Annotated in this window: 17 protein-coding genes; 10 read left to right on the forward strand and 7 right to left on the reverse strand. The window is 70.7% G+C overall.

Annotated elements, in window-relative coordinates:
• Positions 1-23: 23 nt before the first annotated feature.
• Positions 24-479 (reverse strand): Crp/Fnr family transcriptional regulator, encoded by a 456-nt coding sequence (locus tag N8I84_RS36205; RefSeq protein ID WP_263233681.1) that lies wholly within the window; start codon positions 477-479, stop codon positions 24-26.
• A 525-nt stretch (positions 480-1,004) separates the two neighbouring features.
• Between N8I84_RS36205 and N8I84_RS36210 the strand changes: the two genes are divergently transcribed.
• Together N8I84_RS36210 and N8I84_RS36215 are read left to right on the forward strand one after the other, a co-directional pair.
• Positions 1,005-1,634: a hypothetical protein gene (locus N8I84_RS36210; protein ID WP_263233683.1), complete on the forward strand. Its 630-nt coding sequence runs from the start codon at positions 1,005-1,007 to the stop codon at positions 1,632-1,634.
• Between the two features lie 165 nt (positions 1,635-1,799).
• Complete coding sequence (locus N8I84_RS36215) at positions 1,800-2,744, forward strand: universal stress protein (protein ID WP_263233685.1); 945 nt, start codon at positions 1,800-1,802, stop codon at positions 2,742-2,744.
• Between the two features lie 290 nt (positions 2,745-3,034).
• Here N8I84_RS36215 and ppk2 read toward each other — a convergent pair whose 3' ends face one another.
• The gene (gene ppk2, locus N8I84_RS36225) at positions 3,035-3,838 is read right to left on the reverse strand and encodes a polyphosphate kinase 2 (protein WP_263233687.1); all 804 of its coding nucleotides are present in this window, start codon (positions 3,836-3,838) and stop codon (positions 3,035-3,037) included.
• A gap of 207 nt (positions 3,839-4,045) precedes the next feature.
• Between ppk2 and N8I84_RS36230 the strand changes: the two genes are divergently transcribed.
• Together N8I84_RS36230 and N8I84_RS36235 are read left to right on the forward strand one after the other, a co-directional pair.
• On the forward strand, positions 4,046-4,987 hold the full coding sequence (locus tag N8I84_RS36230) for a universal stress protein (RefSeq protein ID WP_263233689.1): 942 nt from the start codon (positions 4,046-4,048) through the stop codon (positions 4,985-4,987).
• A 291-nt stretch (positions 4,988-5,278) separates the two neighbouring features.
• On the forward strand, positions 5,279-5,449 hold the full coding sequence (locus N8I84_RS36235) for a hypothetical protein (RefSeq protein WP_263233691.1): 171 nt from the start codon (positions 5,279-5,281) through the stop codon (positions 5,447-5,449).
• A gap of 135 nt (positions 5,450-5,584) precedes the next feature.
• On the opposite strand, the gene N8I84_RS36240 is transcribed toward N8I84_RS36235, so the two are convergent.
• Positions 5,585-7,279, reverse strand: a complete 1,695-nt coding sequence (locus tag N8I84_RS36240; protein ID WP_263233693.1) for a sensor histidine kinase — start codon at positions 7,277-7,279, stop codon at positions 5,585-5,587.
• 457 nt (positions 7,280-7,736) lie between these two features.
• Here N8I84_RS36240 and N8I84_RS36245 point away from each other — a divergent pair, with 457 nt between their 5' ends.
• Entirely contained in the window at positions 7,737-8,036 is a 300-nt protein-coding gene (locus N8I84_RS36245) for an SHOCT domain-containing protein (protein ID WP_263233694.1), read from the forward strand.
• A 185-nt stretch (positions 8,037-8,221) separates the two neighbouring features.
• Positions 8,222-9,139 carry a pyridoxamine 5'-phosphate oxidase family protein gene (locus N8I84_RS36250; RefSeq protein WP_263233696.1) on the forward strand — a complete coding sequence of 306 codons (918 nt, stop codon included), beginning with the start codon at positions 8,222-8,224 and terminating at the stop codon, positions 9,137-9,139.
• Positions 9,140-9,377: 238 nt separating this feature from the next.
• On the opposite strand, the gene N8I84_RS36255 is transcribed toward N8I84_RS36250, so the two are convergent.
• Positions 9,378-11,960: a WD40/YVTN/BNR-like repeat-containing protein gene (locus tag N8I84_RS36255; RefSeq protein ID WP_263233698.1), complete on the reverse strand. Its 2,583-nt coding sequence runs from the start codon at positions 11,958-11,960 to the stop codon at positions 9,378-9,380.
• 484 nt (positions 11,961-12,444) lie between these two features.
• Between N8I84_RS36255 and N8I84_RS36260 the strand changes: the two genes are divergently transcribed.
• Positions 12,445-13,425, forward strand: a complete 981-nt coding sequence (locus tag N8I84_RS36260) for a LysR family transcriptional regulator (protein ID WP_263233700.1) — start codon at positions 12,445-12,447, stop codon at positions 13,423-13,425.
• 146 nt (positions 13,426-13,571) lie between these two features.
• Complete coding sequence (locus N8I84_RS36265) at positions 13,572-15,173, forward strand: M4 family metallopeptidase (protein WP_263233702.1); 1,602 nt, start codon at positions 13,572-13,574, stop codon at positions 15,171-15,173.
• 115 nt (positions 15,174-15,288) lie between these two features.
• Here N8I84_RS36265 and N8I84_RS36270 read toward each other — a convergent pair whose 3' ends face one another.
• The gene (locus N8I84_RS36270) at positions 15,289-17,283 is read right to left on the reverse strand and encodes a flavin monoamine oxidase family protein (protein ID WP_263233704.1); all 1,995 of its coding nucleotides are present in this window, start codon (positions 17,281-17,283) and stop codon (positions 15,289-15,291) included.
• A 249-nt stretch (positions 17,284-17,532) separates the two neighbouring features.
• Between N8I84_RS36270 and N8I84_RS36275 the strand changes: the two genes are divergently transcribed.
• Positions 17,533-19,431, forward strand: coding sequence for a CASTOR/POLLUX-related putative ion channel (locus N8I84_RS36275; protein ID WP_263233706.1), 1,899 nt, complete (start codon positions 17,533-17,535; stop codon positions 19,429-19,431).
• 198 nt (positions 19,432-19,629) lie between these two features.
• Here the strand turns inward: N8I84_RS36275 and N8I84_RS36280 are convergent, their stop codons facing one another.
• Together N8I84_RS36280 and N8I84_RS36285 are read right to left on the reverse strand one after the other, a co-directional pair.
• Entirely contained in the window at positions 19,630-21,900 is a 2,271-nt protein-coding gene (locus N8I84_RS36280; protein ID WP_263233708.1) for an ATP-binding protein, read from the reverse strand.
• 374 nt (positions 21,901-22,274) lie between these two features.
• Positions 22,275-23,090 carry an intradiol ring-cleavage dioxygenase gene (locus N8I84_RS36285; protein WP_263233710.1) on the reverse strand — a complete coding sequence of 272 codons (816 nt, stop codon included), beginning with the start codon at positions 23,088-23,090 and terminating at the stop codon, positions 22,275-22,277.
• Positions 23,091-23,564: 474 nt separating this feature from the next.
• Here N8I84_RS36285 and N8I84_RS36290 point away from each other — a divergent pair, with 474 nt between their 5' ends.
• On the forward strand, positions 23,565-24,644 hold the full coding sequence (locus N8I84_RS36290) for an alpha/beta fold hydrolase (RefSeq protein WP_263233712.1): 1,080 nt from the start codon (positions 23,565-23,567) through the stop codon (positions 24,642-24,644).
• Positions 24,645-24,789: the final 145 nt, after the last annotated feature.

Consider the following 24,789-nt stretch of genomic DNA (forward strand, 5'->3'; position numbering starts at 1 on the left):
ACTCCTTCGTGGCGTCGGCCCGTTCACACGGCGCTGCCGGCGCCGTACGGGGCATAGAGGTCCAGCAGTCGGGTACGGGTGGAGCGCAGGCGGTGGGCGAGCACCTCGCCGACCCACCTGGTGATGGCCTGGCCGAGAGCCGGGTCGTCCTGGCACAGGGAGCGGACGGCCGTGGCATCGAACTCGTAGGCGCGAACCGGGGTCGACGCTGTGGCGCCCAGGTGCCATACATGCGGCGCGAACAACCAGGACAGGCCGACGAGTTCGTTGTGACCGAGGGTCTCGATGACGGCGGTACGTCGGCCGGGCACGTGCGCGTCGAGCTCGATCGAGCCAGTGCGGAGGATCCAGAACCGGTCCGCGCGAGCACCCTCGTTGAAGATGCGTGTTCCCTGCGGGAAGGAGACCTCCCGGGCGAGACCCATGAGTCGTTGCCGGTACTCGGCGGATAGCGCGCGCAGCATGCTCGGAGTGTTCATGGCCTGCCTCCCGGTCGAGGTGTGGAAACTGGCACCTCCAGCGTGTGGCGGGGGCCGGGGTCCGGCGAGGGGCCATCCGGTCCGGAGCAGGGCCACACGTCCCTGAACGGGGCGCTCCGTGCGCGGAAGAGCGGCTTCCGTGTTCGTCGCCGTCCTCCGGGTCGCAGGAGGCCGGGAGCGCGAGCCGCGCAGTCGAATGAGTTCGCGGCGGCGGAAGGAGGCCAGGCGGTGGAATCCCGCCAGGTCGATCACGCGGACGGGGGCGTACACGGCGAGCGCGTCCACCCGAGTCCCGCGCCATGTGCCGCCCCTCTGTCCGGGCTCGGCATCCACTGGGCGCGATCGTCCGCGGGACATGTTCGGCGTCTCATCGGCAGGGCTGCACGTCTCCCGCCAACGGACCCCGCGGACAGGGACGTTCAGCCCCAGGGCTGGAGCCCTTCGGCATCCGGTGCAATCCGGCACACCCGGCGAGAGTGTGGGACGTCGAGACAGGGCGACCCAGACCCCGAAGGGATCACGATCATGGCCCTACACGAGCACCCTCACCGGAGCCCGGGATTCCACCTGCCGGCCCTGCGCCGGCTCCGGACCGTCTTTGCCTCCGCGCCCGCCGTGTCGGCACACCCCGACACGCGCACCGCGCAGGCCTTCGCCCTCGCGTCCCTGCGCATCCTGACCGGATTCGTCTTCCTGTGGGCGTTCCTGGACAAGACCTTCGGCTTCGGTTACGCCACCGCGTCCGGCAAGGGATGGATCGACGGCGGGTCGCCGACGAAGGGCTTCCTCGGTTCCGTCGCCGCCGGGCCGATGGAGTCGACGTTCCACTCGTGGGCCGGCGACACCTGGGCGGACTGGCTTTTCATGCTGGGTCTGCTCGGCATCGGTCTGGCCGTCATGGCCGGTGTGGCGCTGCGGCCGGCCGCGGTGGCGGGCACGGCGATGATGGCGCTGATGTGGATCGCTGAGTGGCCGCCGGCCAGGCACCTGTCGGACGGATCGCCGAGCATGTCGACGAATCCGTTCGCCGACTACCACGTCATCTACGCCGTCGCGCTGATCGTTGTGGCGGCAGCGGGCGCGGGCGCCACCTGGGGCCTGGGCCGGCTGTGGGCGCGGCTGCCCATCGTCCGCGACCACACCTGGCTGCGCTGACCCGCACGCGGGCGGGTCCGACCCCGCCCCGGATCCGTCCCGCCGACCTGTGCGCGGGGCCCGTAAGTCGTTGCTGGAGGACCAGTGGCCCCTGCCCCGCACCGACCCCTGAACACGACGCTGGAATCGGGTCCCTTCAGGGCCCCGGTTCAGGAGGTGGAGAACATGCCCCGCACCATCACCGTGGGTCTCGACGGTTCGGCCGAAAGCCGCGCCGCCGCCGAGTGGGCGGCCCGTGAGGCGCAGTTGCGTGGACTGCCGGTGAAGCTCGTCCACGTCTGGGAGCCGGTGCCGGAGCCCATGGCTCAGGCACCGCTTCTGGGTGCCGAGACGCACCAGCACTGGACCGAGCTCAGCGAGATGGGGGTACCCCCGGCCGAAGGCTGGGAGAGGATCCCCCGCGAGTCCGCCGAAGGGCTGCGGCTGCGCCACCCGGGCGTCGAGGTGACCACCGAGCAACTCACCGGAGTGCCCGCCGAAGCTCTGGTCAGTGCGGCAAAGGACGCCGAGATGCTCGTCCTCGGTTCGCGCGGTCTGGGCGGGATCGGCGGTTTCCTGGTCGGCTCGGTCGGGCTCTCGGTCGTGGCGCGCACCGAGCGGCCCGTCGTCCTGGTCCGCGCCGGCGAGCAGGCCGCGGACGAGCACGAGATGGACCCGGCGGGTATCCCCTCCGCGGCCACACCGTTCCGCCCCGTCCTTCTCGGACTGGACGTCAGCCGCCCGAGCGCGGCGCCGATCGAGTTCGCCTTCGAGGCCGCTGCGCGCCGCTCGGTGCCGTTGCGGGTGGTGCACGGCTGGAACCGGCCGCCCTACTACGCCTACGGCATGGCCCTGGAGCCCGCAGTCCAGCGGGAAATGGCGAAGGGCGTCGCCGCCGCCCTGACCGAGGCGCTGACCCCGTGGCGGCAGAAGTACCCGGACGTCGAGGTCGTCGAGCGGTCCCGGTGCGGCAGCCCCTCGCTCCTCCTGATCGACGCCTCCAGCGAAGCCTCCCTGGTCGTCGTCGGCCGGCGTATCCGCCGCTCCTCCGTCGGCGCCCACATCGGGAGCGTCACCCACGCCGTCCTGCACCACGCCACCGCTCCTGTCGCCGTCGTCGCGCACGACTGACACACCACTGTCACAGCGCAGGCACCACCGCAGAGGAGAGACGAGACCATGAATGCAGCGGCCGGGAGCCGCCTTGCGGGGCGCCCCGGCCTACGTCGAGACCGTCGAGGGGCACGCCCGGCAGGTCCTGCTCGACGCCTCGGCCGACGCCGACCTGCTCGTCCCAGGGGCCGGCGCCGCGAGGACCACCAGGGCCTCCGACTCGGCCGCGTCGCCCACGCGGTGCCGCATCATTCCGGCTGCCCCGTCGCCGTCGTACCCCTGCGGGTGGCAGGAAGGCGACCGGCGGTTCACAGGCTCGCCGCGTGGTCGGGGACGTAGGTCTGCAGATCGCGCGGTGGGCGCTCGTAGCCGGTCGACGGCGGCCGAGGCGGAAGCTCGAGGACGGGGGGCGGCACGTCGTGGTAAGGGACGGAGTCCAGCAGATGGGCGATCATGTTCAGCCGCGCTCGCCGCTTGTCGTCGCTCTCCACGATGAACCAGGGCGCCTCGGTGATGTCGGTGTGGACCAGCATCTCGTCCTTCGCCCGCGAGTAGGCCTCCCAGTGGGTGATGGACTCCAAATCCATGGGTGACAGCTTCCAGCGGCGCAGCGGATCCTCCAGGCGGCGCCGGAACCGCTCCTGCTGCTCGCTGTCACTCACCGAGAACCAGTACTTTCGCAGCAGGATCCCGTCCTCCACGAGCATCCGCTCGAAGATCGGGCACTGCCGCAGGAACAGTTGGTACTCCTCCTTGGAGCAGAACCCCATCACGTGCTCGACCCCGGCCCGGTTGTACCAGGACCGGTCGAACAGCACGATCTCCCCGGCCGCCGGCAGGTGCTCGACGTAACGCTGGAAGTACCACTGGCTGCGCTCGCGCTCGGTCGGTCTGGGCAGCGCCGCGATCCGCGCCACCCGCGGATTGAGGTGTTCGGCGACCCGCTTGATGGTGCCGCCCTTGCCCGCCGCGTCCCGGCCCTCGAAGACCACGACCAGCCGGGCGCCCTCGGCCCGCACCCATTCCTGCAGTTTCACCAACTCCGTCTGCAGGCGGAGCAGTTCCTTCTCGTACACCTTGCGCGGCAGCTTCGCCGCCTTCTCACCGGCCATGCCGCCTCCACCGCCCGAAGACTCACCGTGTCGACCACGTCCAGGTCGATCACCAGGACGCCACCGTGCCCCGGACTCTCCGACGAAGACTCGGGACGGTTGCAGGGCCGAATGGACCTGGCGCGGTCTTTGCGGCCCATATCCGCCGGGTGGTCGCAGGAAGATGCTGGCAGTAACCGAGCAGACCGAGCGCAGGAGGTGCGCACCGTGCTTTCGCCCGTCATCGCCGGAGTCGACGGATCGTCCGAGAGTTTCGCCGCCGCCGAGTGGGCGGCGCGGGAGGCGGTGCGTCGTCACCGACCGCTTCGTCTGGTGCACGCCTGGAACTGGCATCCTCGTCGGACGGTAGGCGAGCGCTCCTCCAAGCTCTCGGCTCCGCTCGAGCAGGGAGGCACCCCCATCGCCGCGCAGCGGCACCTGGCGAGTCGTGTCCTGAAGCAGGCGGGGGAGCGCATCCGCGGCGCCGTACCCGGCGCGCGCCTCACCGACGAGCAGGTCGAGGGCCCGGCGACCGCGGCCTTGCTGAAGGCCGCTGAGCAGGCCGAACTGCTGGTGCTGGGCTCCCGCGGACTCAGCGGCCTCAGCGGACTTCTCGTCGGCTCGGTCGCCCAAGGCGTGGTCGCCGAGGCCCGGCGCCCCGTGGTCCTCGTGCGGAAGGGGGAGGAGGGCGACGACGAGCACCTCCCGGCCGACGACGGCAGCCCGTCCACCCGGAACGGCTGCCGCGATGTGGTGCTCGGCATCGACCTCACCGATGCCTGCGACGAGGTGATCAAGTTCGCGTTCGAGGCAGCCCGGCTGCGCCGGGCCCGGCTGCGCGTCGTGTACGCCTGGCAGTCACCGTCCGCGATCAGTCTCGGTCCCGGCGACATCGGCCTGGTCAACGATCCCGCGCGGGCCGAGGAGTGGCAGGAGTTCCTGTCCGCGGTGTTGACGGTGTGGCGCGACAAGTACCGCGAGACGGAGGTCCTGGAGACCGTTGTGGAGGGCAAGGCCTCCACCGCGTTGGTCCGGGCCGCCTCCGCGGCGGGCCTCCTGGTCGTCGGCCGCCGCATGTCGGAGCGGCCGACGCTCCCGAGCATCGGCCCCGTGACCCATGCCGCCATCCATCACGTCGGCTGCCCGCTGGCCGTAGTTCCCCACGAGTGAGACCTCTCTCGATCCGGTGCGCCGGTCATCCCGCGTGAGGCCGGGTGCCAGGGCTTGCGCTGGGGACCGTACCGACGGGCCCTGTCGCCGGGGAAGTTCGGCCCTATTCCCAGTGCGGCCCCGTCTGATTGATCGACATGCCTGTCGGATCCGCGCGACGGATCCCGGCCGTGACGGCGAGCGCCGCTGCGTGCCGACACCCGCCGTCTGCTGGAGCAGCTGCCCGACGCGAGGGAGGAGTTCTGGTACGAGCAGGACGCAACCGAGGAATCCGGCTCCCACACGGGTCTGATGAACCTCGACGGCCTGGACCTGCCCGCCGACGCGGACGTGTACCTGTGCGGCTCGCTCCCCTTCATGCGGTCCCTACGCACCCAGCTGCTCCAGGACGGCATCCCCGCGCGCGGCATCCGCTACGAGGTCTTCGGCCCCGACCTGTGGCTCGCCCACGTAGAAGGGTGACACCCGAGGAACACCTGGCAGCGCATGGGCACGCTCAGCCCCGGCGGCTCCCTTGAACGGCCGACTGAGGCGGGCGTGAGGTGAGCGGACCGAACGCCCGTCAACGGTCGCGACGCCGACCGCGGACGGGCAGCGTCAGGCGGTTGAGAGGAGCGGGACGACCCACTCGACGACGGTGCCGCTGGGTTGGTTCGCGGACAGCGTCAACGTGCCGTCCATTTCCTCCGCGCGTCGGCGGAGGTTGGCGAGGCCGCTGCGGCGGGTGACGGCCGGGTCGATTCCGCGGCCGTTGTCGGCGACACGCAGCTTCAGAGCGGCGTCGGTGACCTCGACGCCGACGTCGACAATGCTGGCGTGTGCATGCCGAACTGTGTTGGACAGGGCTTCGCCGAGCACGGCCAGCAGTTGCTCGGCCTGCTCGGCGGGCACGGCCGTGTCGAGCAGCCCGGTCATGCGCAGCGCGGGTGCGAAGCCGAGCGTCTCGGTGGCCCGTTCGGTGGCGGCCACCAGCTGGGCACGCAGCCCGCTGCCGCGACGGGCCTGATCACCCTCGCGGAGGGCGTAGACGGTGGAGCGGATGATCTTGATCGTGTCGTCCAGGTCGTCCACGACCCGCTGGATCCGTTCGTTCACCTGCGGCCGGTCGGAGACCTGGCCCAGAGTGGACTGCAGTGTGAGTGCGCCGGCGAACAGCCGCTGGATGACCAGGTCGTGCAGGTCCCGGGCGATCCTGTCGCGGTCGTTGAGCACCACCATGCGTTCCGTGTTCTGCCGGTGCTCGGCGACGTCCAGCGCCAGCGCGGCCTGATTGCCGAACCCGGTGACCATGTCGATCACGGCGTCGGTGAAGAGGGCGCCGCCCGGTAGGTTCGCGACCTGCAGTACTCCGCGGACGTGCTCCCGGGTGCCGAGGGGTACGAAGAAGGCCGGCCCGAGCTCCACGACCGAGGCACTGCCGCCCTGGGAGCTCGGGTCGGCGCTCAGGGCCTCGTTGGTGATCGTCTCCCCGGACGTGAAGACCTTCGCGGCCAGTGTCGTGGCGGGCAGCACCAGTCCGCGGACCTCCTCGGCCTGCGAGCCTGAGGAGGCCTCGATGACCAACTCGCCGCGGTGGCCGACGGGCACCGCCAGAGTGACCAGGTCCGCGCCGGCCATCTCCCGCACGGCGCCGGTGAAGGACTGAAGCACCGCGCCGGGCTCAGCGCCGGACAGGAGGCTACGGGTCAGCTCGTTGCTGGCTGCCAGCCATCGCTGCCGGCGATGCGCCTCGTCGTACAGCCGGGCGTTGTCGATGGCCACACCGGCTGCCGCGGCCAGGGTCTGCATCACCGCTTCGTCGTCGCTGTCGAACTCCGCACCGCTCTGCTTGTTGGTCAGGTACAGATTCCCGAAGACCCGGTCGCGCACCCGGACGGGGGCGCCGAGGAAGCTCGTCATCGGCGGGTGTCCGGACGGGAAGCCGGCGGACGCCGGATGCTCGGCCAGATTCGCCAGGCGCAGCGGCTCCGGGTGCCGGATGAGCAGCCCGAGGATGCCTTCGCCGCGCGGGTAGTACCCGATGCGGGCGATGGCCTCCTCGTCCATGCCGACCGTGACGAACTGCTTGATCGTGCCTTCCTCGCCCAGCACGCCGAGCGCCCCGTACCGGGCGTCGACCAGGGTGACCGCCGACTCCACGATGCGGCGCAGCACCACCTCCAGGTCGAGGTCGGAGCCGACCGCCAACACCGCGTCGAGCAGCGTGTGGACGCGGTCGCGGGCCCCCCGGACCTGCGCCACCTGCTGCTGCAGGTCCTCCAGCAGTGCATCCAGCCGCAGCTGCGGAGACATCGCGGTTGCCTCTCCCTCACGCGAATCGTGCGCGCGCTCGTCCACCACAGCTCCCCTCACCATGTCGCCGGCCCAGCCTCAAGAATGCCCGACGAGCCGAACCCACTCGACGACATCCCGGTGGCAGCGAGGACGCGGCCCACGAGTGGCGGGCTCATGTCGTGTGATGAGTCGCGCACACTGATCACCACCCCCCGGCAGGGTGCGCATCGGCGGGTGTTCTGGCGGAAGGCCCGCTTCGAGGGGTGGGCGGGGCTGTCGTCGGACGGTGTTGTGGATTCCAGGACGGGGGCTGGTCTTCGCCCTCCGCCGGGAGAGCCCCACCCAGGGCTCGGTGGCCCTGGAGCAGGGCCGTCCGGCCCGTCGCCCTTTCGCCCGGAGACGAGCGACGATGGATCTCGAGAGATCTGCCGCCGCGGGCTCGTGCCCGGGACGACCTGGGAAGGTGAGGCAGAAAATGATGTTCTGGTACGGCCACGGCATGAACGGCTGGGGCTGGCTCGTGATGTCGGTCGGCACGCTGCTGTTCTGGGCGCTGCTCATCACCCTCGGTGTCCTGCTCTTCCGGGCTCTGGCCCGCCCGCTCCCTCCCGGCGGATGGCGCAGCACCTGGCAGAAGACGCCTCCGGGCAACGGCCCCGAGCACATCCTCGCCGAACGGTACGCGCGCGGCGAGATCGACGAGGAGGAATACCACCGCCGTCTGGCCACCCTCCGTGGGTCACCCACAGACGCAGGCAGACACCCGGCCTCGTAGCTGCCGCCCCACCGTCCTTCGGAACTCGAAGCCCGGGGGGGGGGGGGGGGGGGCCGCCCGGCCCGCCTCCGGAGCGGGCGGTCCGGGGACACGGCAGCTCGGCCACCGAGTTCCGGGCCGAACGCCGCGGCACGCCGTATGTGGCACGTAGGAGTACAGGGCACCATGAGGAGACGGTGGCGATCATGAGAGCTCGACTCGGCGATCAACTCGTCATCGAAAGTCCGACGACGGGCGACACCCGGCGTGACGGCGAGATCGTCGGACTCCACCATGCGGATGGAACGCCTCCCTACGACGTGCGCTGGTCGGACACCCATGAGGTGACGCTGGTGTTCCCCGGACCCGACGCGCACGTCCGTCATCTCGAGCACGGGCCCGGGAACACCGACATGCCGCCCGGGCACGGCACTGCGGAGGCGGGTGTGGTGTCCGGCAGGACCCTGCGAGAGGCGGAACCCAACCCCGGCGACATCGGACGACGCGTGGCCGCCGAGCGCGAGCGACAGGGTCTGAGCCGGAACGAAACCGCCCGCCGCGCCGCAATGGCGCCGGACTACCTCGCATACCTCGAAGAAAACCCGGCCGATCCGAGCCTGGCGACGCTCTTCCGTCTGGCCTCGGCACTGGATACCAGCGTGGCGGCGCTGCGCGGGGGCGGTGTCGATCTGCCGCCGGGCCAGGGCCACGCGCTCCTGCACCCCGAGCTTCGGGACCTCAGCCCCGACGAATGCCGCGCCCTGCTCTCCACCCACGGCGTGGGCCGCGTGGCGGTGACGACCCTCGACGGCCCGGCGGTGGTACCGGTGAACTACGAGGTCATCGATGGCGCGATCGCGTACCGGACGGCACCCGACTCCGTGCCTGCGGCGGCTGCGGGGAAGGAGGTCGCCTTCGAGGTCGACCATGTGGACGAGGCCATGAGCCAGGGCTGGAGCGTACTCGTCGTCGGCCCCGCGCGTGCCGTCACGGAGCCCGACGCCGTGCGGCGGCTTGCCGAGCACGCCCACACCGAGTCATGGGCGGGCGGCAGACGTGAGATGTGGGTGTCGATCCGGCCCGAGCGGCTCACGGGCTGCCGCATCAGGCCGTCCGGCCAGTGACCAGGCCGCAGGACGCCGCCCGAGGGCACCGACCCGGCCACCATCCTTGACGAACGTCTTCTCGTCCGCGCATGCGGGATGTCCCCAGCCGGACTCTGGCTGGGGACATCCCGCGTCGGGCCTGGCCGTCACCCGGCTCGCTGGGAGCAGAAGGCACTGCGATGAGTGATCATCAGGCGCCTTGGCTCTGCGTCGTGTCCGGCAACGCGTGGCACAGCGGAGCAGGTTCCGGTGTGGCTCACGGCGTCCGGGTCTTCCAGATGCCGCGGCCGTGGGTGGCCACGTACACCTGGCTGCCGTCCGGGCTGGGCGAGAGGTACACCGCCGGCGAGGTGGGCAGGTTCGTGCCCAGGCGCACCCAGTGGCCCGCCGAGGTGCTGGTGAACACGCCGAGGTCGGTGGCGACCACGAGGGTGCCGTTCTCGGTGATGAGCGCCGCGTTGGCCGGGGCGTCCGGGAAGGAGTCCGTGGCCGCGGGGTCGCCGCTGATGTCCGTCCAGGTCGTGCCGCCGTCGGTGGTCTTCCAGACGTGGCCGTAGCCGGCGCCGGGGCCCTCGTTCCAGTGCCGCGAGAAGCCGTTGATCACCGCGTAGACCGTTTTGCCGGAGGCGTCGGACGGGTCGATGGCCAGAGAGGAGATGTAGCGGTTGGGGAAGGAGGCCGGCAGGTTCACCTGGTGCCAGGTGCCGCCTTGGTTGGTGGCGATGCCCCGCCCGAAGGTCTCGTCGACCGATCCGCACGGGCCGCACCAGGCCGCCCACGTCACGTGGCCCCGGCTGGCGACCGCCGAGGCGGAGTGACCCGCGCCCAGGTCGTACAGCTTGGTCCAGTCGGCGCCGGAGGTGGTGTTCCAGGTCTTGGTGTTGCCCCAGACGTACTGGCCGCCCGCGACCCACAGGCCGTTCGGGTCGGTCTCGTCCGCGCTGAAGGGGGCGATGAAGCGGGCACCGGGGTCGCCGGGTGCGATGTCGGTGATGACGTCCTCGGAGCCGTCGTCGCTCGCGGTGTAGCCGCAGTTGTTCGTGATCTGCAGCGCCAGGTCGACGTACTCGCCGACCGTCTGGCAGCCGTTGGCGGGGTTGACCAGCTGGTCGCCGCCGTCACCGCCGAACGGGGAGACCATCTCGCCGTCCGGGTTGAGCTGCTGTCGTCCTTGGTAGGTGGCGCCCTTGGGCGCGAGCAGAGAGACGCCGTTGTCCTGCAGGCCGCCCCAGACGGCGTCGCCGCTGCCGTCGGTCATCCTGCCCGCGCGCACCGAGTAGTACTGGAGGTCGCGCAGGGTGCCGGACTCGTTGAGGTTGCGCCAGCCGGCGGTCGTCTGGGTGGTCGGACGGGCGTAGGCACCGCCGTCGTTGCCGACGAACACCTCCGGCGTGCTGCCCTTCCACTGCGAGAAGGCGAGGGCGTGCTGGTCGGAGTGCATCACGTCGCCGTCGCAGGTGTTCGCGGCCGGGTCGTACGAGAAGCACGGCATGCCGAAGTTCCAGTACCGGCCGATCGCCTTCCAGGTCGCCCCGCCGTCCCGGGACTCGAACATCTCCTCGAGGCCCAGGTAGACGTGGTTCGGGTCGCTCGGGTCGACCGCGATGACCTGGTCGTACCAGGCCTGGGAGCCGGGCTGGTAGCCGCTGCCGATCTCGTTGACCTTCATCGCGGAGCCGCTCGTCGACAGCGACGAGGAGGTCGCGATCTGCTTGAACGAGCCGTTCGCGTTGCCGCTCTGGCTGACGTACACACCGGCGAGCACGGAGTACACGCCGGAACCGGAGGACTTGTTGAGGAGCTTGGGGGACTCCATCGAGACGTACAGCCTGCTGCCGTCGGCCGCGTAGGCGAAGGCGGCGTTGCCGATCTCGGCGGGGTTGATCGCGCCGGTCGGGTTGGCACGCTTCCAGGTGGTGCCCGCGTCGTCGGAGTAGTAGAAACCGTTGTAGTCGGCACCGCTTCGCCAGGCCACATTGGCCAGCAGCTTCTTGCCGTCGGTGCCGGGCTGTACGGCGATGTCGTTGGCGATGTCCGCGTAGTGGCCGTCCACTCCGCAGCTCACGCCGCTGATGCCGACGCCCGCGCACGGGGCGAGGACCTTCGTCCAGGCGGAGGACTGGCCGGCCGACAGTGGGCGCCGGAAGACGCCGTGAGAGGAGGCCGCGAAGACGTATCCGGCGGCCTTGTCGAAGGTGAGGGTGTGGATGGAGGCGGAGTCCAGTTCCGTGCCGCCCACCTTGTCGCTCTCGCTGAAGGTGCCGGTGGCCGGGTCCGCGAGCCGGTAGACGCCGCTGCCCAGGTAGTTGTCGGAGGCGGTGGTCGCCTCGCCGGTGGCCAGCCACAGCGAGCCGTCGGGCGCGACCGCGAGGGCGCCCACGGACAGGGCGGGCAGCCGGTCGGCGATCGGCGTCCAGGTGTTCCCGTCGTCGGTGGAGCGGAACACACCGCCGCCCGCGGCGCCCGCGTAGACCACGCCCCGGTGGGTCGGATCGGTGGCCAGGGCGGCGATCCGGCCCGCCGAGTGCCCCGCGCCGCCTCCGGAGTTGGAGGCCGACTGGTCACGGTAGTGCAGGGCGTCCTCGTTGTACGGGGAGGTGGTGACCTCGGACCAACTGCCGGACCTGACGGGCATGTTCTTGATGTGCGCCCAGGCGTCGGCGTAAGCGCCCGGCGCGATCTCGCCGCTGGGCGAGAGCCTAGGCTCGTTGAAGGCGTCGAGGGACTCCATCAGTTCATGGGACTCCTCGCCCGCCACCTCATGGCGGCTGGAGTCCGTGTCGCTCGCCCCGAACGCGGCGACGGGTCCCGTCCCCGCTATCAGAAGTGCGGTGGCCACGGCGGCGAGTACCTTTCTGCCACCGCGCTCCGCCTCGCGGCGCGGTCTGCGCCGTGCGGAATACACACGCATGGATTGTCTCCGGCTTCTTCGGCGTAAGTCGCGGCCGCCCCTACGGCCGCACTTGATCTCCTACTGCCGAGCGCCGGAACCGTACTCCCGTGCCCTCCCTCAACCACAGGGGTTTACGCCGACTTTATAGTCCAACAAACGTAACGATTGCCAAAAATGGCCTCGTTCGCCACCGGCCTCCCGGAGCCCCCGCAGTCCTCATCACTTGCAGCGCAGCCAGCCGGTTTTTCGTTACCGGAGCGTGGAGTGCGCAGCTGCCGGGACACGCCGTAGCATTCGCACATAGGTTTTACCGTCCCGTGGTTGCCGCCCCGACGGGTCCGTCGGAGTTTCGGTCACCATGCCGTCGGAGAGCTGGTTATGCAGGTCACGGGGGTTGCAGCGGTCCCCCGACGCTGAGCGGGGAATGTTCATGCACCTCGAGTTCCGGCACCTCCGTATCCTGCTCACCGTCGCCGAGGCCGGCAGCATCCGCAAGGCCGCCGCACGGCTGCAGCTCTCTCAGCCGGCCACGAGCGCTCAGCTGAAGCGGATCGAACAAGAACTGGGCGGCCCGCTCTTCATCCGCAGCGCCGACGGGGTGAAACCGAACGAGAACGGACAATACGTCCTGCGCTGCGCCCGTGACCTCGTCGTCGGCTTCGACCGGCTGCGCGAATACGCGCGAGTGGCGGCGGAGGCCGACAGACAGGCCGCCGCGCCGCTGAGAGCGGGCGGAACCGCCGGCCCTCTGGTGTCCCTGCTGGTCTCCGCCCTCTTCGAACTGGTCCCGGAACGCCGACTCACCATCGACGCCCGCCGTTCCGTGCACACCCTGGTGAAATCGCTGAGCCTGTCGAAATGCGACATCGCGGTGTTCGGTGAGTTCCCCGGCTTTCCCCTTCCGGTCGGCGAGTCGGTGGCGACCCGCACACTGCTCCGCGAGCCGGTCTTCGTCCTGCTCGCCGAAGACCACCCGCTGGCACGCCAGGAGATGGTCAGCCTCCCTGAACTGGCCGACGAGGACTGGGTCATGCCGGAGGCCGACGAGAGCGGCATGCACGCGTACCTTCATCTCACCTGCCGGTCGGCGGGATTCACTCCGCGCATCGCCCATGTGACCCCGGACCTGTCCGTGGCGCAGATCCTGGTCGCCGGCCGGCGTGCCGTCTGCGGCGTATGGCCGACTGCCGACATCTCCGCCCCGGGCACGGTGCAGCGGCCGCTCGTGGACGTCCCGTTCCACCGCCGGCTGCTCCTGGCCTGGAACGAGGAATCGGTTTCGCCCGGGCTCGCCGACGCGGCGTGCGAGCGTCTGCTGGCCGCCTATCTGTCGCTGGTGCGACGACGGCCGCGGTATCTGGCCTGGTGGGAGGCCGGGGGAGAGGAGTTCGCCCTCCGTGAGGGCATGTGACCGGCCGGGCCACGGATCCCCCTGCCCTATAGCTCCGCTGATATAGCCCAGATGAAGTCACGTCAGGGACATGTCATCTGCTGAACACTTCGCGTCAACGTCCAAGGACGTCGTCACCCCACGACGAGCGAAGGAATCACCCCGTCATGTCCCGTCCCCTTCTTGCCCTTTCCGCGATAGTCGCCGCCGGCGTGATCACCACCGGCGCTATGGCCGTACCTGCGCACTCGCAGCCTCAAGCAGCGCAGCGCGGCACCTCCGTCCGCGACACGGCGATATCCCAGGCCAAGGCGAACGTGACCCGGCACGCCGACACCTTCGGCTTCGGTGCGGGCCAGACGCTCCGGGCGAAGGACGTCGTGATCGACGCCGACGGCACCCAACACGTCCGCTTCGAGCGGACCTACCGCGGCCTCCCCGTCGTCGGCGGCGACTTCGTCGTCCACCAGAAGGGCGACGGCTCGTTCAAGGGCTCCACCCGCGCCAAGGCCCGCGAGGTGGTGCTCAGGTCCGTCACTCCCGCCGTCGACGCCAGGGGCACGGCGGCCGGCGCGCTGAAGCGCTCGCACGGGTTGGTGCGGCAAGCCAAGTCCACTCCCGAGCTGATCGTGTGGGCCGCCGACGGCACGCCGCGTCTGGCCTGGCGCACCACCGTCCAGGGCCTGGGCGACAAGGGCCAGCCGCACGGCGAGGTCTTCGTGACCGACGCCACCACCGGCGCGGCGATCGAGAACTACGACGCCGAGCGCGAGGCGACCGGAACCGGCCACTCCGAGTACACCGGCGATGTCAGCATCGACACCACGCAGCAGGCCGACGGCACCTTCGCCCTGATCGACCCGGTGCGCGGCCACATCACCAAGGACGCGCACAACCTCTCGTCCTCGTCCCTGAAGAGCTCCTCCGGCACCCTGTTCACCGACGCCGACAACATCTGGGGGGACGGCAAGAAGTTCTCCACCGACCGCGCCACCGCCGCCGTCGACGCGCACGTCAACACCGCCGAGACGTACGACTACTACAGGACGACCTTCGGCCGCAACGGCATCAAGAACGACGGCCGCGGCGCCACCGTCTTCGTCCACGTCGGCACCAACTGGGACAACGCCCAGTGGTCGGACTCCTGCTTCTGCATGATGACCGGCGACGGCAACGGCACCACCGACCCGGAGCAGGTCGACCTGGACACCATGGGCCACGAGATGACCCACGGCGTCACCTCGGCCACCGCGAACCTGCGCTACAGCGCTGAGTCCGGCGGCCTGAACGAGGCCACCAGCGACATCCTCGGCACCATGGTCGAGTGGTACGCCAAGAACCCGGTCGACACCCCCGACTACCTCTTCAGCGACCAGTCCACCCCGCCGTGGCTGCGCCGCTTCGACAAGCCGTCCCTGGACGGCCGCTCCGCCGACTGCTGGTCGAAGTCGGTCGGCCGCCTCGACGTGCACTACTCCTCGGGCGTCGGCAACCACTGGTTCTACCTCGCGAGCGAGGGCAGCGGCGCCAAGACCATCAACGGCGTCTCCTACAACAGCCCCACCTGCAACGGCTCCACCGTCACCGGCATCGGCAACCAGAAGGCCTCGGCCATCTGGTACCGGGCGCTGACCGTCTACATGACCTCCACCACGGACTACAAGGGCGCCCGCACGGCGACTTTGAACGCGGCGAAGGACCTGTACGGTGCCACCGGCCCCGAGTACGCCACCGTGGCCGCGGCCTGGAGCGCCGTCAACGTCCTCTGAGGCACCGACGTACCGCCGGAAGGGAACGCAAGGGAGTCGGAGCGCGAGAGCCGAGGGCCCCGGCGCGGGTGCGCCGGGGCCCGCACCCGCGCCGGGGCTCAGCGGGTCGCGGGGCTCACGCGGTGTGGATCTCCAAGGAGGCCCGCACGGCGGACTCCACGGCTCCCTCGATCCAGGCCGGCTTGACGGACGTATGGTCCCCGGCGAAGTGCAACGGTCCTTCAGGCTCGGGGATGGCGGTCAGCAACTCCGTGTGCTGGCCGGGCAGGAGCACGGACGCCTCCCCGTAGGCGTAGGGGTCGCGCAGCCAGCTCTGCGTGCGGCCCGCACCGGTGTAGAAGACCTCGATGCGCTGCCCGTAGACCTGCTGGAGGCCGCACAGGGCGTGTGGATACCGGGCATCGTCGTCCAGGGAGTCCCAGCGCAGCGCGTCGTCCGCCCAGCTGTAGGAGGCCAGGACCACACCCCCGGCGCTGCCCGGGACCGGATGGGAGGGATGGAACATGAACCGGTTGGCGTTGTCCGACACCGAGCCGCCACCCACGACGTCGACCGCCTCCGGCTGGTCCCGGGCGATCGCACGGTTGGCGGCGTAGTGGGTCCGCTGTCCCGCTGTGATGTGCCCGGCGGGCACGGAGGGATGGGCGCCGAGGAGGCTGCCGTCCGCGGCGGCGCGGCCGGTGCGGTAGGCGTCGTACAGGCCGGGGTCGACGGCGTTGAGCTCGCGCTTCCAGTCGGCCTCGTCGAACTCCCACCAGCGGCGGCTGAACTCCAGCAGCACCTTGGTCGCGCTGTCGTAGTGCAGTTCGCAGACCGCGCGGCGCTTGCCGTACGACATGGGCGGGTCGATCTGCACGTGGCGCAGTCCGGAGAACGGCACCGTGACCACGGCGACGTCCGCGGTGAACTGCTCGCGCACGACGGGACCGTCACGGCCCTCGGACACGGTGTCCACCCAGACGTGCGGACCCTTGCTCCGGACGTGCTCGGTGTCCGGCGAGGGGCGGTCGGGGTGGTGGTACTCGATCCGCGTGACACGGCGGTCGAACCGGACGTCCTTGCGTACCCGTTCCAGGAGGGCGTCCGGCAGTACGGCCGTGCCGCCCTCCAGCTCGTAGAAGGGCGTGTCGGGGCTGATGAGGGAGGAGCCGATGAAGCTGTGGATGAAGGACAGGGGAAGGCGTGAGGTGAGATTCTCCAGGGTGCCGATCAGGTCGATGGTCCGCTCGTCGAGGCCGGCGTGCTCGGTGAGGAAGCGGAACATCGACCAGTCACCGAACCGCTGCACCACGCGGGCCCAGCCCCGCAGCCGCTCCGGAAGCGGCTTGTCGACCCGCTTGCCGTCGCGGTCGACCTGACTGAACTCGTCGCGCACCGGGTCCAGTGCGGAGCGCAGGATGGTGGCGGCGGGGATGTCCCAGTGGGCCCGGGGGACGCCGAAGGACCGGTTGATGCGCCGGGGCGCGCGGGCGTAGTCGGCGCGCCGCATGCGGATGCCGTTGACGTGGATCCAGGTGCGGCCCGCGGGACGTCCCTCGTGGTCGACGTCCACGTAGTGGAAGGGCCGCTTCTTCAGGCCGAACTGGTCGATCAGTTCCATGACCAGGGGATGACTGCCGGGGATGCGCATCGCACCCGCTTCGGCGTACTGGCGGGGATCGGTGAAGGGTTGCTCGGCGTGTTCGTGGCCGCCGGCCCGGAAGGTCTTGATGCGTCCGCCCGCGCGGTTGCCGTTGGCCTCCAGCAGCGTCACCCGATGCCCCGCCCTCTTCAGCAGCCAGGCAGCCACAAGACCGGCCGGACCGGCGCCGATGACCAGGACGTTCTTCGGGCGTGTCCGTCGCTGAGCCGGAAGTCCTTCCTGGAGAACGCGCTGGTAGCGCGGGACGAGGGAGCGGTCGTCGGAGTCCAGTACGAGCAGTGCGCGAGCGACGGCGAGGCACCGGTCGAAGTCGGTGCCACGGCTGTCGCTCGGGGCGGCCGGTGCGGGCAGAGCCGCGGCGACACCGCCGGTCAGGGCGGTCGCCACCGTGGCCGTGCCGGCCGCCGTCGCGAAACTCCTGCGGGAGAACCCGACGTTCGAGCGCGCCACCAAGTGATCTTCAGTCATGGCGGCCTTTGTAATGGCGTCCGTCGCCGGGCACCCGACCTTCGCTCCGGCGTTGACTCGAAGGAGCGAAGACGGCGACAAACCCTGACGTCACAGCAGGTTCGCTGATGTGGGTGGCTCCGGAAACCCGAAGGGATGAATGCCGCGCGAACCTTCTTGGCCGCCGCGTTGGATCCCCCACACTGCCACAGACGTACCCACTCCGTGCGCGCCGGCCGCGCGGAGTGCGGGGCGACGGAGGGGGGAAGGGTGGCGCAGCGGCGGACTCGGTTCGGTGACAGAGCCCGTTACTGGTTCGACACGACATTGGCCCGTGGCGCCTCCGCTCTCGTCGGCTGGATGGCGCTCGTGTGTCTGGTCGTCGTCGTCCCGGCAAGTGCGGTACTGGTGTGGACCGATCCCGACGCGCCGGGGTCCCTGACGGGTCGCCTGGCGCAGGTGTGGCACCTCACCGGAGACACCCTGCGGCTGGGAGGCGCGACGGGCGCGCCGCTGCGGGTGGCGATGTCGGTCCTGCTCGCACTGGTCGCCCTGCTGTACGTCTCGACGCTCGTGGGCCTGATCACGACGGCGCTCACGGAGCGGCTCACCGCGTTGCGGCGAGGCCGTTCCACCGTGCTGGAAAAAGGGCACGCCGTGGTCCTCGGGTGGTCGGAGCAGGTCTTCACGGTGGTGAGCGAGTTGGTGGCCGCGGGCGCCAACCAACGGGGCGCGGCGGTGGCCGTGTTGGCCGACCGGGACAAGAGCGCCATGGAGGAGGCCCTGAGCGCGAAGGTGGGTCCCGTCGGCCGTACGCGGCTGATCTGCCGCAGCGGCCCCACCACCGACCCGGCCGTGCTCACGCTCACCAGCCCGGCCACGGCCGGTGTCGTGCTCGTCCTGCCCCAGGACGAGCCCGACGCCGACGCCGAGGTGGTCAAGACGCTGCTGGCGCTCAGGGCGGCCCTGGCCGGGGAGAAGATGCGTCCGCCCGTCGTCGCCGCCGTCCGGGACGACCGGTACCGTCTGGCCGCCTGTCTCGCCGTGGGACCGGGCGGCGTCGTCCTGGAGAGCGACACCGTCGCGGCCCGCCTGATCGTCCAGGCCGCCCGCCGCCCCGGGCTCGCCCTCGTCCACCAGGAACTCCTCGACTTCGCCGGCGACGAGTTCTACCTGATCAAGGAGCCGGCCCTGGCCGGCCGTCCGTTCGGGGACGCTCTGCTGTCCTACCCGACGTCCAGCGTCGTCGGCATCATGCGAGGAGACACCCCTCTGCTCAATCCGCCACCGCAGACGTCCATGGCTCCCGACGACCTGCTCATCGTCATCTCCCGTGACGACGACACGGCCTTCCTGGACGACTGTGCAGCGTTGGTCGAGAAGGCGGCGATGGCGTCCGGCCCTGCCACGCCCGCGCGACCGGAGCGGGTGCTCCTGCTGGGCTGGAATCGCCGGGCGCCGCTCGTGGTGGAGCAGCTGCGCCGCCGCGCCCGCCCCGGATCAGCCGTCGACGTGGTGGCGAACGAAGGCGAAGCGACGATCCGGCAGGTGAGCGAGGCGGACACGCGCAGCGGCACCGACCTGACCCTGACACTGCACCATGGGGACATCACCCGTCCCGAGACCCTGCGTTGTCTGGACGTTCCCTCCTATGACAGTGTCATCGTGCTCGGCCAGGACCCCGCTCCCGGACAACCGCCGGACGACCCCGACAACCGCACGCTCGTCACCCTCCTTCTTCTGCGCCAACTCGAGGAAGCCACGGGACGCGAGCTGCCGGTCGTCACCGAACTGATCGACGACCGCAACCGGGCGCTGGCCCCCATCAGCCCCGGAGCCGACGTGATCATCAGCGGTAAGCTCATCGGCCTGCTCATGGCACAGATCTCCCAGAACCGGCACTTGGCGGCGGTGTTCGAGGAACTGTTCTCCGCGGACGGCACGGGGGTTCGCCTGCGGCCGGCCACCCAATACGTGTTGCCAGGGCGTGAGACGTCCTTCGCCACGGTCGTGGCCGCGGCGCTTCATCGCGGCGAATGCGCCATCGGCTACCGAAGCAACGACGACTCCTCGACGAGCTCGGGCTTCGGCGTGCGGATCAACCCGCCCAAATCCGAGCGACGCCACTGGTCGGTCGAGGACGAGGTGGTCGTCGTCTGCAAGGACTGACGGCCGAGGCGAGTGGCTCGGGCCGGCTCTCCCGGCCCCAGCCGTCCTCGATCTGATCCGCAAGGCGGCGCACGACGGGGCCACGGCGTAGGTCGGGAGTCCGACGAGCACGTCGGCACCTGTATCTTCCGCCAGTATGAGGCCTTTCTCGGCCACCGCCTGGGGACAGCGCCACGGAGGTGAGGAGTCGGCGACGCGTCACCCGGATGTGTGCCCGGCCCTGGTGCGGGCGGCCACCCATAAGGCGATCTGCGTGCGCGACCGCATGCCCAGTTTGTCGCGTACCTTGTCCAGGTGCGTGGCAACCGTATGCGTCGAAAGCCCGAGCCGTTCCGCGATCTGCCGGTTGGTCAGCCCGTCGGCGACGAGTTCGGCCACCATGAACTCCCTTCCGGTGAGCGTGGACAGGTCGTCGACGGCCTCTACGGCGTCGGTCGTCGCTCGGTGGTCCTGGCTCCTCGTCTGCAGCGCGTACGCGACGAGCCGATCCCCGCGCAGTCGGCGGCCGCCGCTGACGGCAGCCTCCCGAGCAGCTGCCGGGAGCTCTGTCCTGGCACGAGCCACCGTTCCTTCCACCCTGCGTCGCCATGGATCCTCGGGCACGGTGTCGAGTCGGCTGCGTGCCTGCGCGCTCGCCTCGTACAGCAGGAGGGCTCGCCGCATGTCACCGCTTTCGGCGGCCACGAGAGCCAGGCCCTCCACCGGGTAGAGCGCGTGAAAACCCGCTTCGGGGACGATTCGCAGCACGTCGGCGAACAGCGCTTCGGCACTCTCCAGATGACCCAGAGCCAGCCGCACGGCGCCCGCCGTGTGTAGAGCGGCCGCCACCCGGCTCCAGGGGGCGTGCTCCCTGAGCACGGGCAGGCAACGGGACATGAGTATGTCGGCCTCCAGTTCCCCGCCCGCTTGCAGCAGAGCCCACGCCAGGTGATGGGTGCACCACGCGGTGTCCTGGGGTCTGCCCAGCGTGGCTACGAGATCAAGGCCCTCGCGCAGATCCGCGACGGCCGCGGCGAACTCCCCTCGGCACAGCAGCGCCGCGGCCCGCGCGTCCAAGGCGTTGGCAAGTCCGGCGGGGTGGTTGCGCGTGCGCTCCATGGCCACCGCCTGCTCGCCGAGGCGCAGCGCCTGTGCCAGGTCGGCCCGCTGGCAGGCCACGCGCGCGGCAAGCGCCGGTACCGCACCGCCCAGCGCTCGGCCGCCGGTTTCCCGCAGCAGCCCCGTCAGCAGAGCGCGTGCGGCTGACGGCTGTTCCTGCTGGTAGTGCACACGCGCCAGTTCGAGCTCCAGCCCTGGGTGCGAGGTACGGACGCGGACGGTGGTGCCGGCCAAGGCCGCCGCGAGATTGTCCCGCTCCACGGCCAGCGGGCTGCCGGCCTGGTCGGGGAACACCTCGTCACCGGCCCGGTCTGCCAGCCCGTTCAGCCATTCGAGGACCCGGTGCCTGGTGACGTGCAGCTCGCCGGATGCGTGCAGGCACTCCAGGGCGTACGCGCGGATGGCGCTCAGCTGTCTGAATCGTGCGGTCTGCGAGTCTCCTGACAGACGCGTGATCAGGGACTTGGCTTCGAGGGCACACAGGATGCCGAGTATCTGCGACGGAGCGATGCCGTCACCGGCGCAGACCGCCCGCGCCGCAGCCGTGTCGAACCCGCCGACGAAGACCGCAAGACGCCGGAAGACCGCTTGTTCGGCCGGATCGAGCAGTCGGTGGCTCCAGTCGATTGCCGCGGCCAGTTCGCTGTGGCGCCCGGGCCCGGTCCTGTGTCCGCCCGTCAAGAGGGACAGCTGGGACATCTGGTCGTCCAGTCCTGCCAGGATGTCATTGAGCGGAAGCGTTCCGGCCCGGCGTGCCGCCAGCTCGACGGCGAGCGTCAGGCCGTCCAGTCTGCGGCAGATCTCGGCAACCGTCCGGCCGTTTCCACGATGAAGCGTGAATCCCGGTGAGCAGCTCGAAGCCCGTTCGACGAACAGCCGGACGGCGTCCGCCCGCAGAAGGTCCACCGGGTCGTCCCCGGCATCGGCCGGCGGCAGGGACAGCTCACCGACCCGGAGCACGGTCTCCCCGGGCACCCGCAGCGCCTCTCGACTGGTGGCCACGATCCGCAGCCGGGGGCAGTGACTCAGCAAGGTCACGATCAGCCGGGCGCACGGATCGGCCAGGTGCTCGCAGTTGTCCAGGATCAACAACCGACGGGCGTCGCCGATCGCGTGGACCAGGACGTCGACACCGGATCGTCCCGCCCGTTCCCCCACGGCCAGCGCGGCGGCGACGGACTGTGCGAGCGCGGTGCCGTCGTGCAGCGCGGCGAGTTCGACCAGGTCGACCCGCCCGTGGCGGCCGGGCAGGCCTTTGGCGAACTCCAGAGCCAACCGCGTCTTGCCGACGCCGCCGGTGCCGGTCAGGGTCAGGAGCCGTGACGTCCTCAGCAGGGTGCGCAGCCGCGACAGCTCCGCCCGTCGGCCCACGAAGGAGTCGAGGGCGCGTGGCAGACCGCGGCCCTGGGCCGCCGGGGAGGCGGGGCTCCGTGTAGGCGCTGACGCGCCCGTCTGCGCCCCGCGGGTATCCGGGCGGGCCGAGCGCTGCCTGAACGCCCGTTGCCTGCATGCGCCGGAGCAGTAGCGAGCCGGCCGACCGCCGAGCGGTCGACCGGTCAGCGGTGCGCCGCACACCTCACATGTCATGCTCCGGTCATCCCCGATTCCGCGCCGCCCATTCCCACGCCCGCACGCGACGCCGAGCGGCGGGCGTGGGCGGCGGACCGCCGCGGCGGCGGCAGCCGGCATCGCCGCACCGGACCGGCGGACCGGCTACCGCTCCGGCTACCGCTCCGGTGGGAGCGTCAGGGCGCGGCGTCAGGCTCGACGCCGAGCACTACGGTGCCGGTCACTCCCTTGCCGAGGTCGCTGCCGGTTTGCGTGAGGGTCAGCAAGGTGGAGGATCCGCCGTTGCGGTAGATGCCGTCCCTGGCGTTGAGCGTGCGGGTGGCGGTGTTGTTCCGGTAGGGGGTCAATGCGGCGACCCTGCTGTTGTACGTTTCCGGGAAGTAGAGCTGGCCGGTGTGGGAGACATGGCCTCCCTGGTACCTGCCGCCGGTGACAGTGCCGCCCACATGTGTCTTGACGTGGATGTGTAGAGCACGGCCGACGTACCAGCCGGGGTAGATGGTGGTGAATTCCGCGACGCCGGTGGAGTCGGTGAGTTGCACACCGCGCAGGAAGGTCGTGTCAGGGGTGGAGCCGCCTGCCACATATCCGGAGTAGACGCCGAGAGCGTCGCAGTGCCAAATGTCGACCGCCGTGCCGGGCAGCGGGGAGCAGGTCGTGGTGTCGATCACTTTGATGCGGAGGGTGAGCGGCACGCCGGGCTTGCCCTCGGTGATGTTCTTGCGGACCGTCTCCAGGTCCAGGTAATAGGGCCCCTCGGTCTGCTCGGGCGTGAGGACACAGGCGGCGGCGGGCCCGGCCGGGGAAGGGGCCACGTTGCTCCGGTCTGCGGCTGCCGTAGCCCGCGCGGCCGTGAGACCCAGTGCGGCCGCTCCGAGGGTCGCACCGCCCAGTGCGGCCATGACGGTCCTGCGGGTCGCGCCGATCGGTGCGTCGGCCGGCTCGGGGCCGGGCTCGCGTTCTGTGGAATGGGGGCGGGGGGTGTCAGTCATGCTGCGAGGATGGCGCGTGCGGCAGTCCGGTGGGATCGATCGGATGACCGGTGAATCGGGCGCGTTACGAAACGCACCGCGCCGACGTCCGCCTGGGAGGGGGCGGTCGCCGGCCAGCGCCATGGTGATCAGCAGGGGCGCATTGGGCATCCGCTCCGGCCGGGGGACCTCCCCGGCCTCGTACTCGGCGCGCAGCCACTCGCCGTACAGGAGGTCGCGCGTCGGCGGGTCCGCTCTGCCGCCGACTGAGGCACGCCGCGTCGCCCGGGCGGGGAGTTACGCCCACGGGAGTACGCGTACTGACGCCTCTGGGTGGATGTTCTCGGTCCAGCATGGGGTGATCATGTGGGCAGGGGCGACAAGCGTGTGCGTTTCTCACCGCGTCCGCTCATCCGTGACCGCGACAGCCGTTCCGCATCATCCGTGACCGCGACAGCGGTCGGGTTCGCGGGCCAGGACAGGAAGGAAACCGACGTGGATGGCGACCGCCAGGCCGGGCCAGTGAAGTCCCCGTCGGCGGATTCCGACGCCGCGCACCACATACCCGCGCGGAGCCGCCCGAGGGCCAGGCGGTGGCTGCGGCGGGCAGCGCTCGGCTGTGCGGTTCTGCTGGCGGTCGTCACCACGGCCTCCTTCATCTACAACGCGTGCACCTCACGGCGTGCTGAGCCTCCCGGGGGGCTGCGATACGTTCAGGCGGCCGATATCCGCACCCGTTATGAGACGTGGGGCACGACCGGCTCACCCGTCGTCCTCGTCCACGGTGCCTTCGAGCAGGTGGACACCTGGTCGCGACTCGCACCGCTCCTCGCGCGGGATCACCGGGTCTACGCGCTGGATCTGACCGGAGACGGCTACAGCGAACGCCGCGGCCCGTACACCGTCGGCCACTTCACACAGCAGCTGCTCGGCTTCCTCAGCGCCATGCACCTCGGCGGCCCGGGCGAGCGTCCCCTGCTGGTGGGTCACTCCAGCGGGGCCGCAGTCGTCGCGGAGGTGGCGCTGCGGGCCCCAGGGCGGATCGGGAGTGTGATGCTGCTCGACGGGGACGCCCTGGACACCGGCGCCGGTGCACCGTCCGCCCTCAAGTACGTGCTGATCGAGCCCTACCGCACCAGCCTGCTGCGCATCGGTCTCGGTGCCGACTGGCTGATCCGCTCCGTGTACGGCGCCCAGTGCGGACCGGCCTGCCCGCCCCTCGATGCCACCGGACTGGATCAGTGGCGTCGGCCGCTGGAGGTGCCGGGCGCCGAGGCCGCTCTGTGGAGCATGCTGGGCCAGGGGGTGCCCGGCCTCCCCGCCGACCAGGTGGCCCGTCTCGACGCCCTCCGCATCCCCAAGTCGGTGGTGTTCGGTGCGCAGGACGACGTGTTCAGCCAGCTGACGCCGCAGGAGACCGCCCGGCGTATCGGCGCACCACCGCCCACCCTCATTCCCCGAGCACGCCACCTGACCATGATCTCCAGCCCTCATGAGGTCGCGGCAGCCGTGGAAGCGCTGGCGAGTGCGCATCCCGTTCCCGGGCGTCCCCGAGACAGTGGTCTCCGCCGGTGACGTGGACCCCTGCGCCATCGGCTCACCGGCAGCCGAGTGCCGGGGGAGGACGCTGACACGGCCTGCGGGCCGAGCGTCTGTCTGCGGCACCGGCGGGCCGGCCGGAGCGGGGCGGTGACTCGCTGCACGGCTCCGTGCCCGCCGG

The organism is Streptomyces cynarae, from assembly GCF_025642135.1.
In the GTDB taxonomy this organism is placed as follows: Bacteria; Actinomycetota; Actinomycetes; order Streptomycetales; family Streptomycetaceae; genus Streptomyces; species Streptomyces cynarae.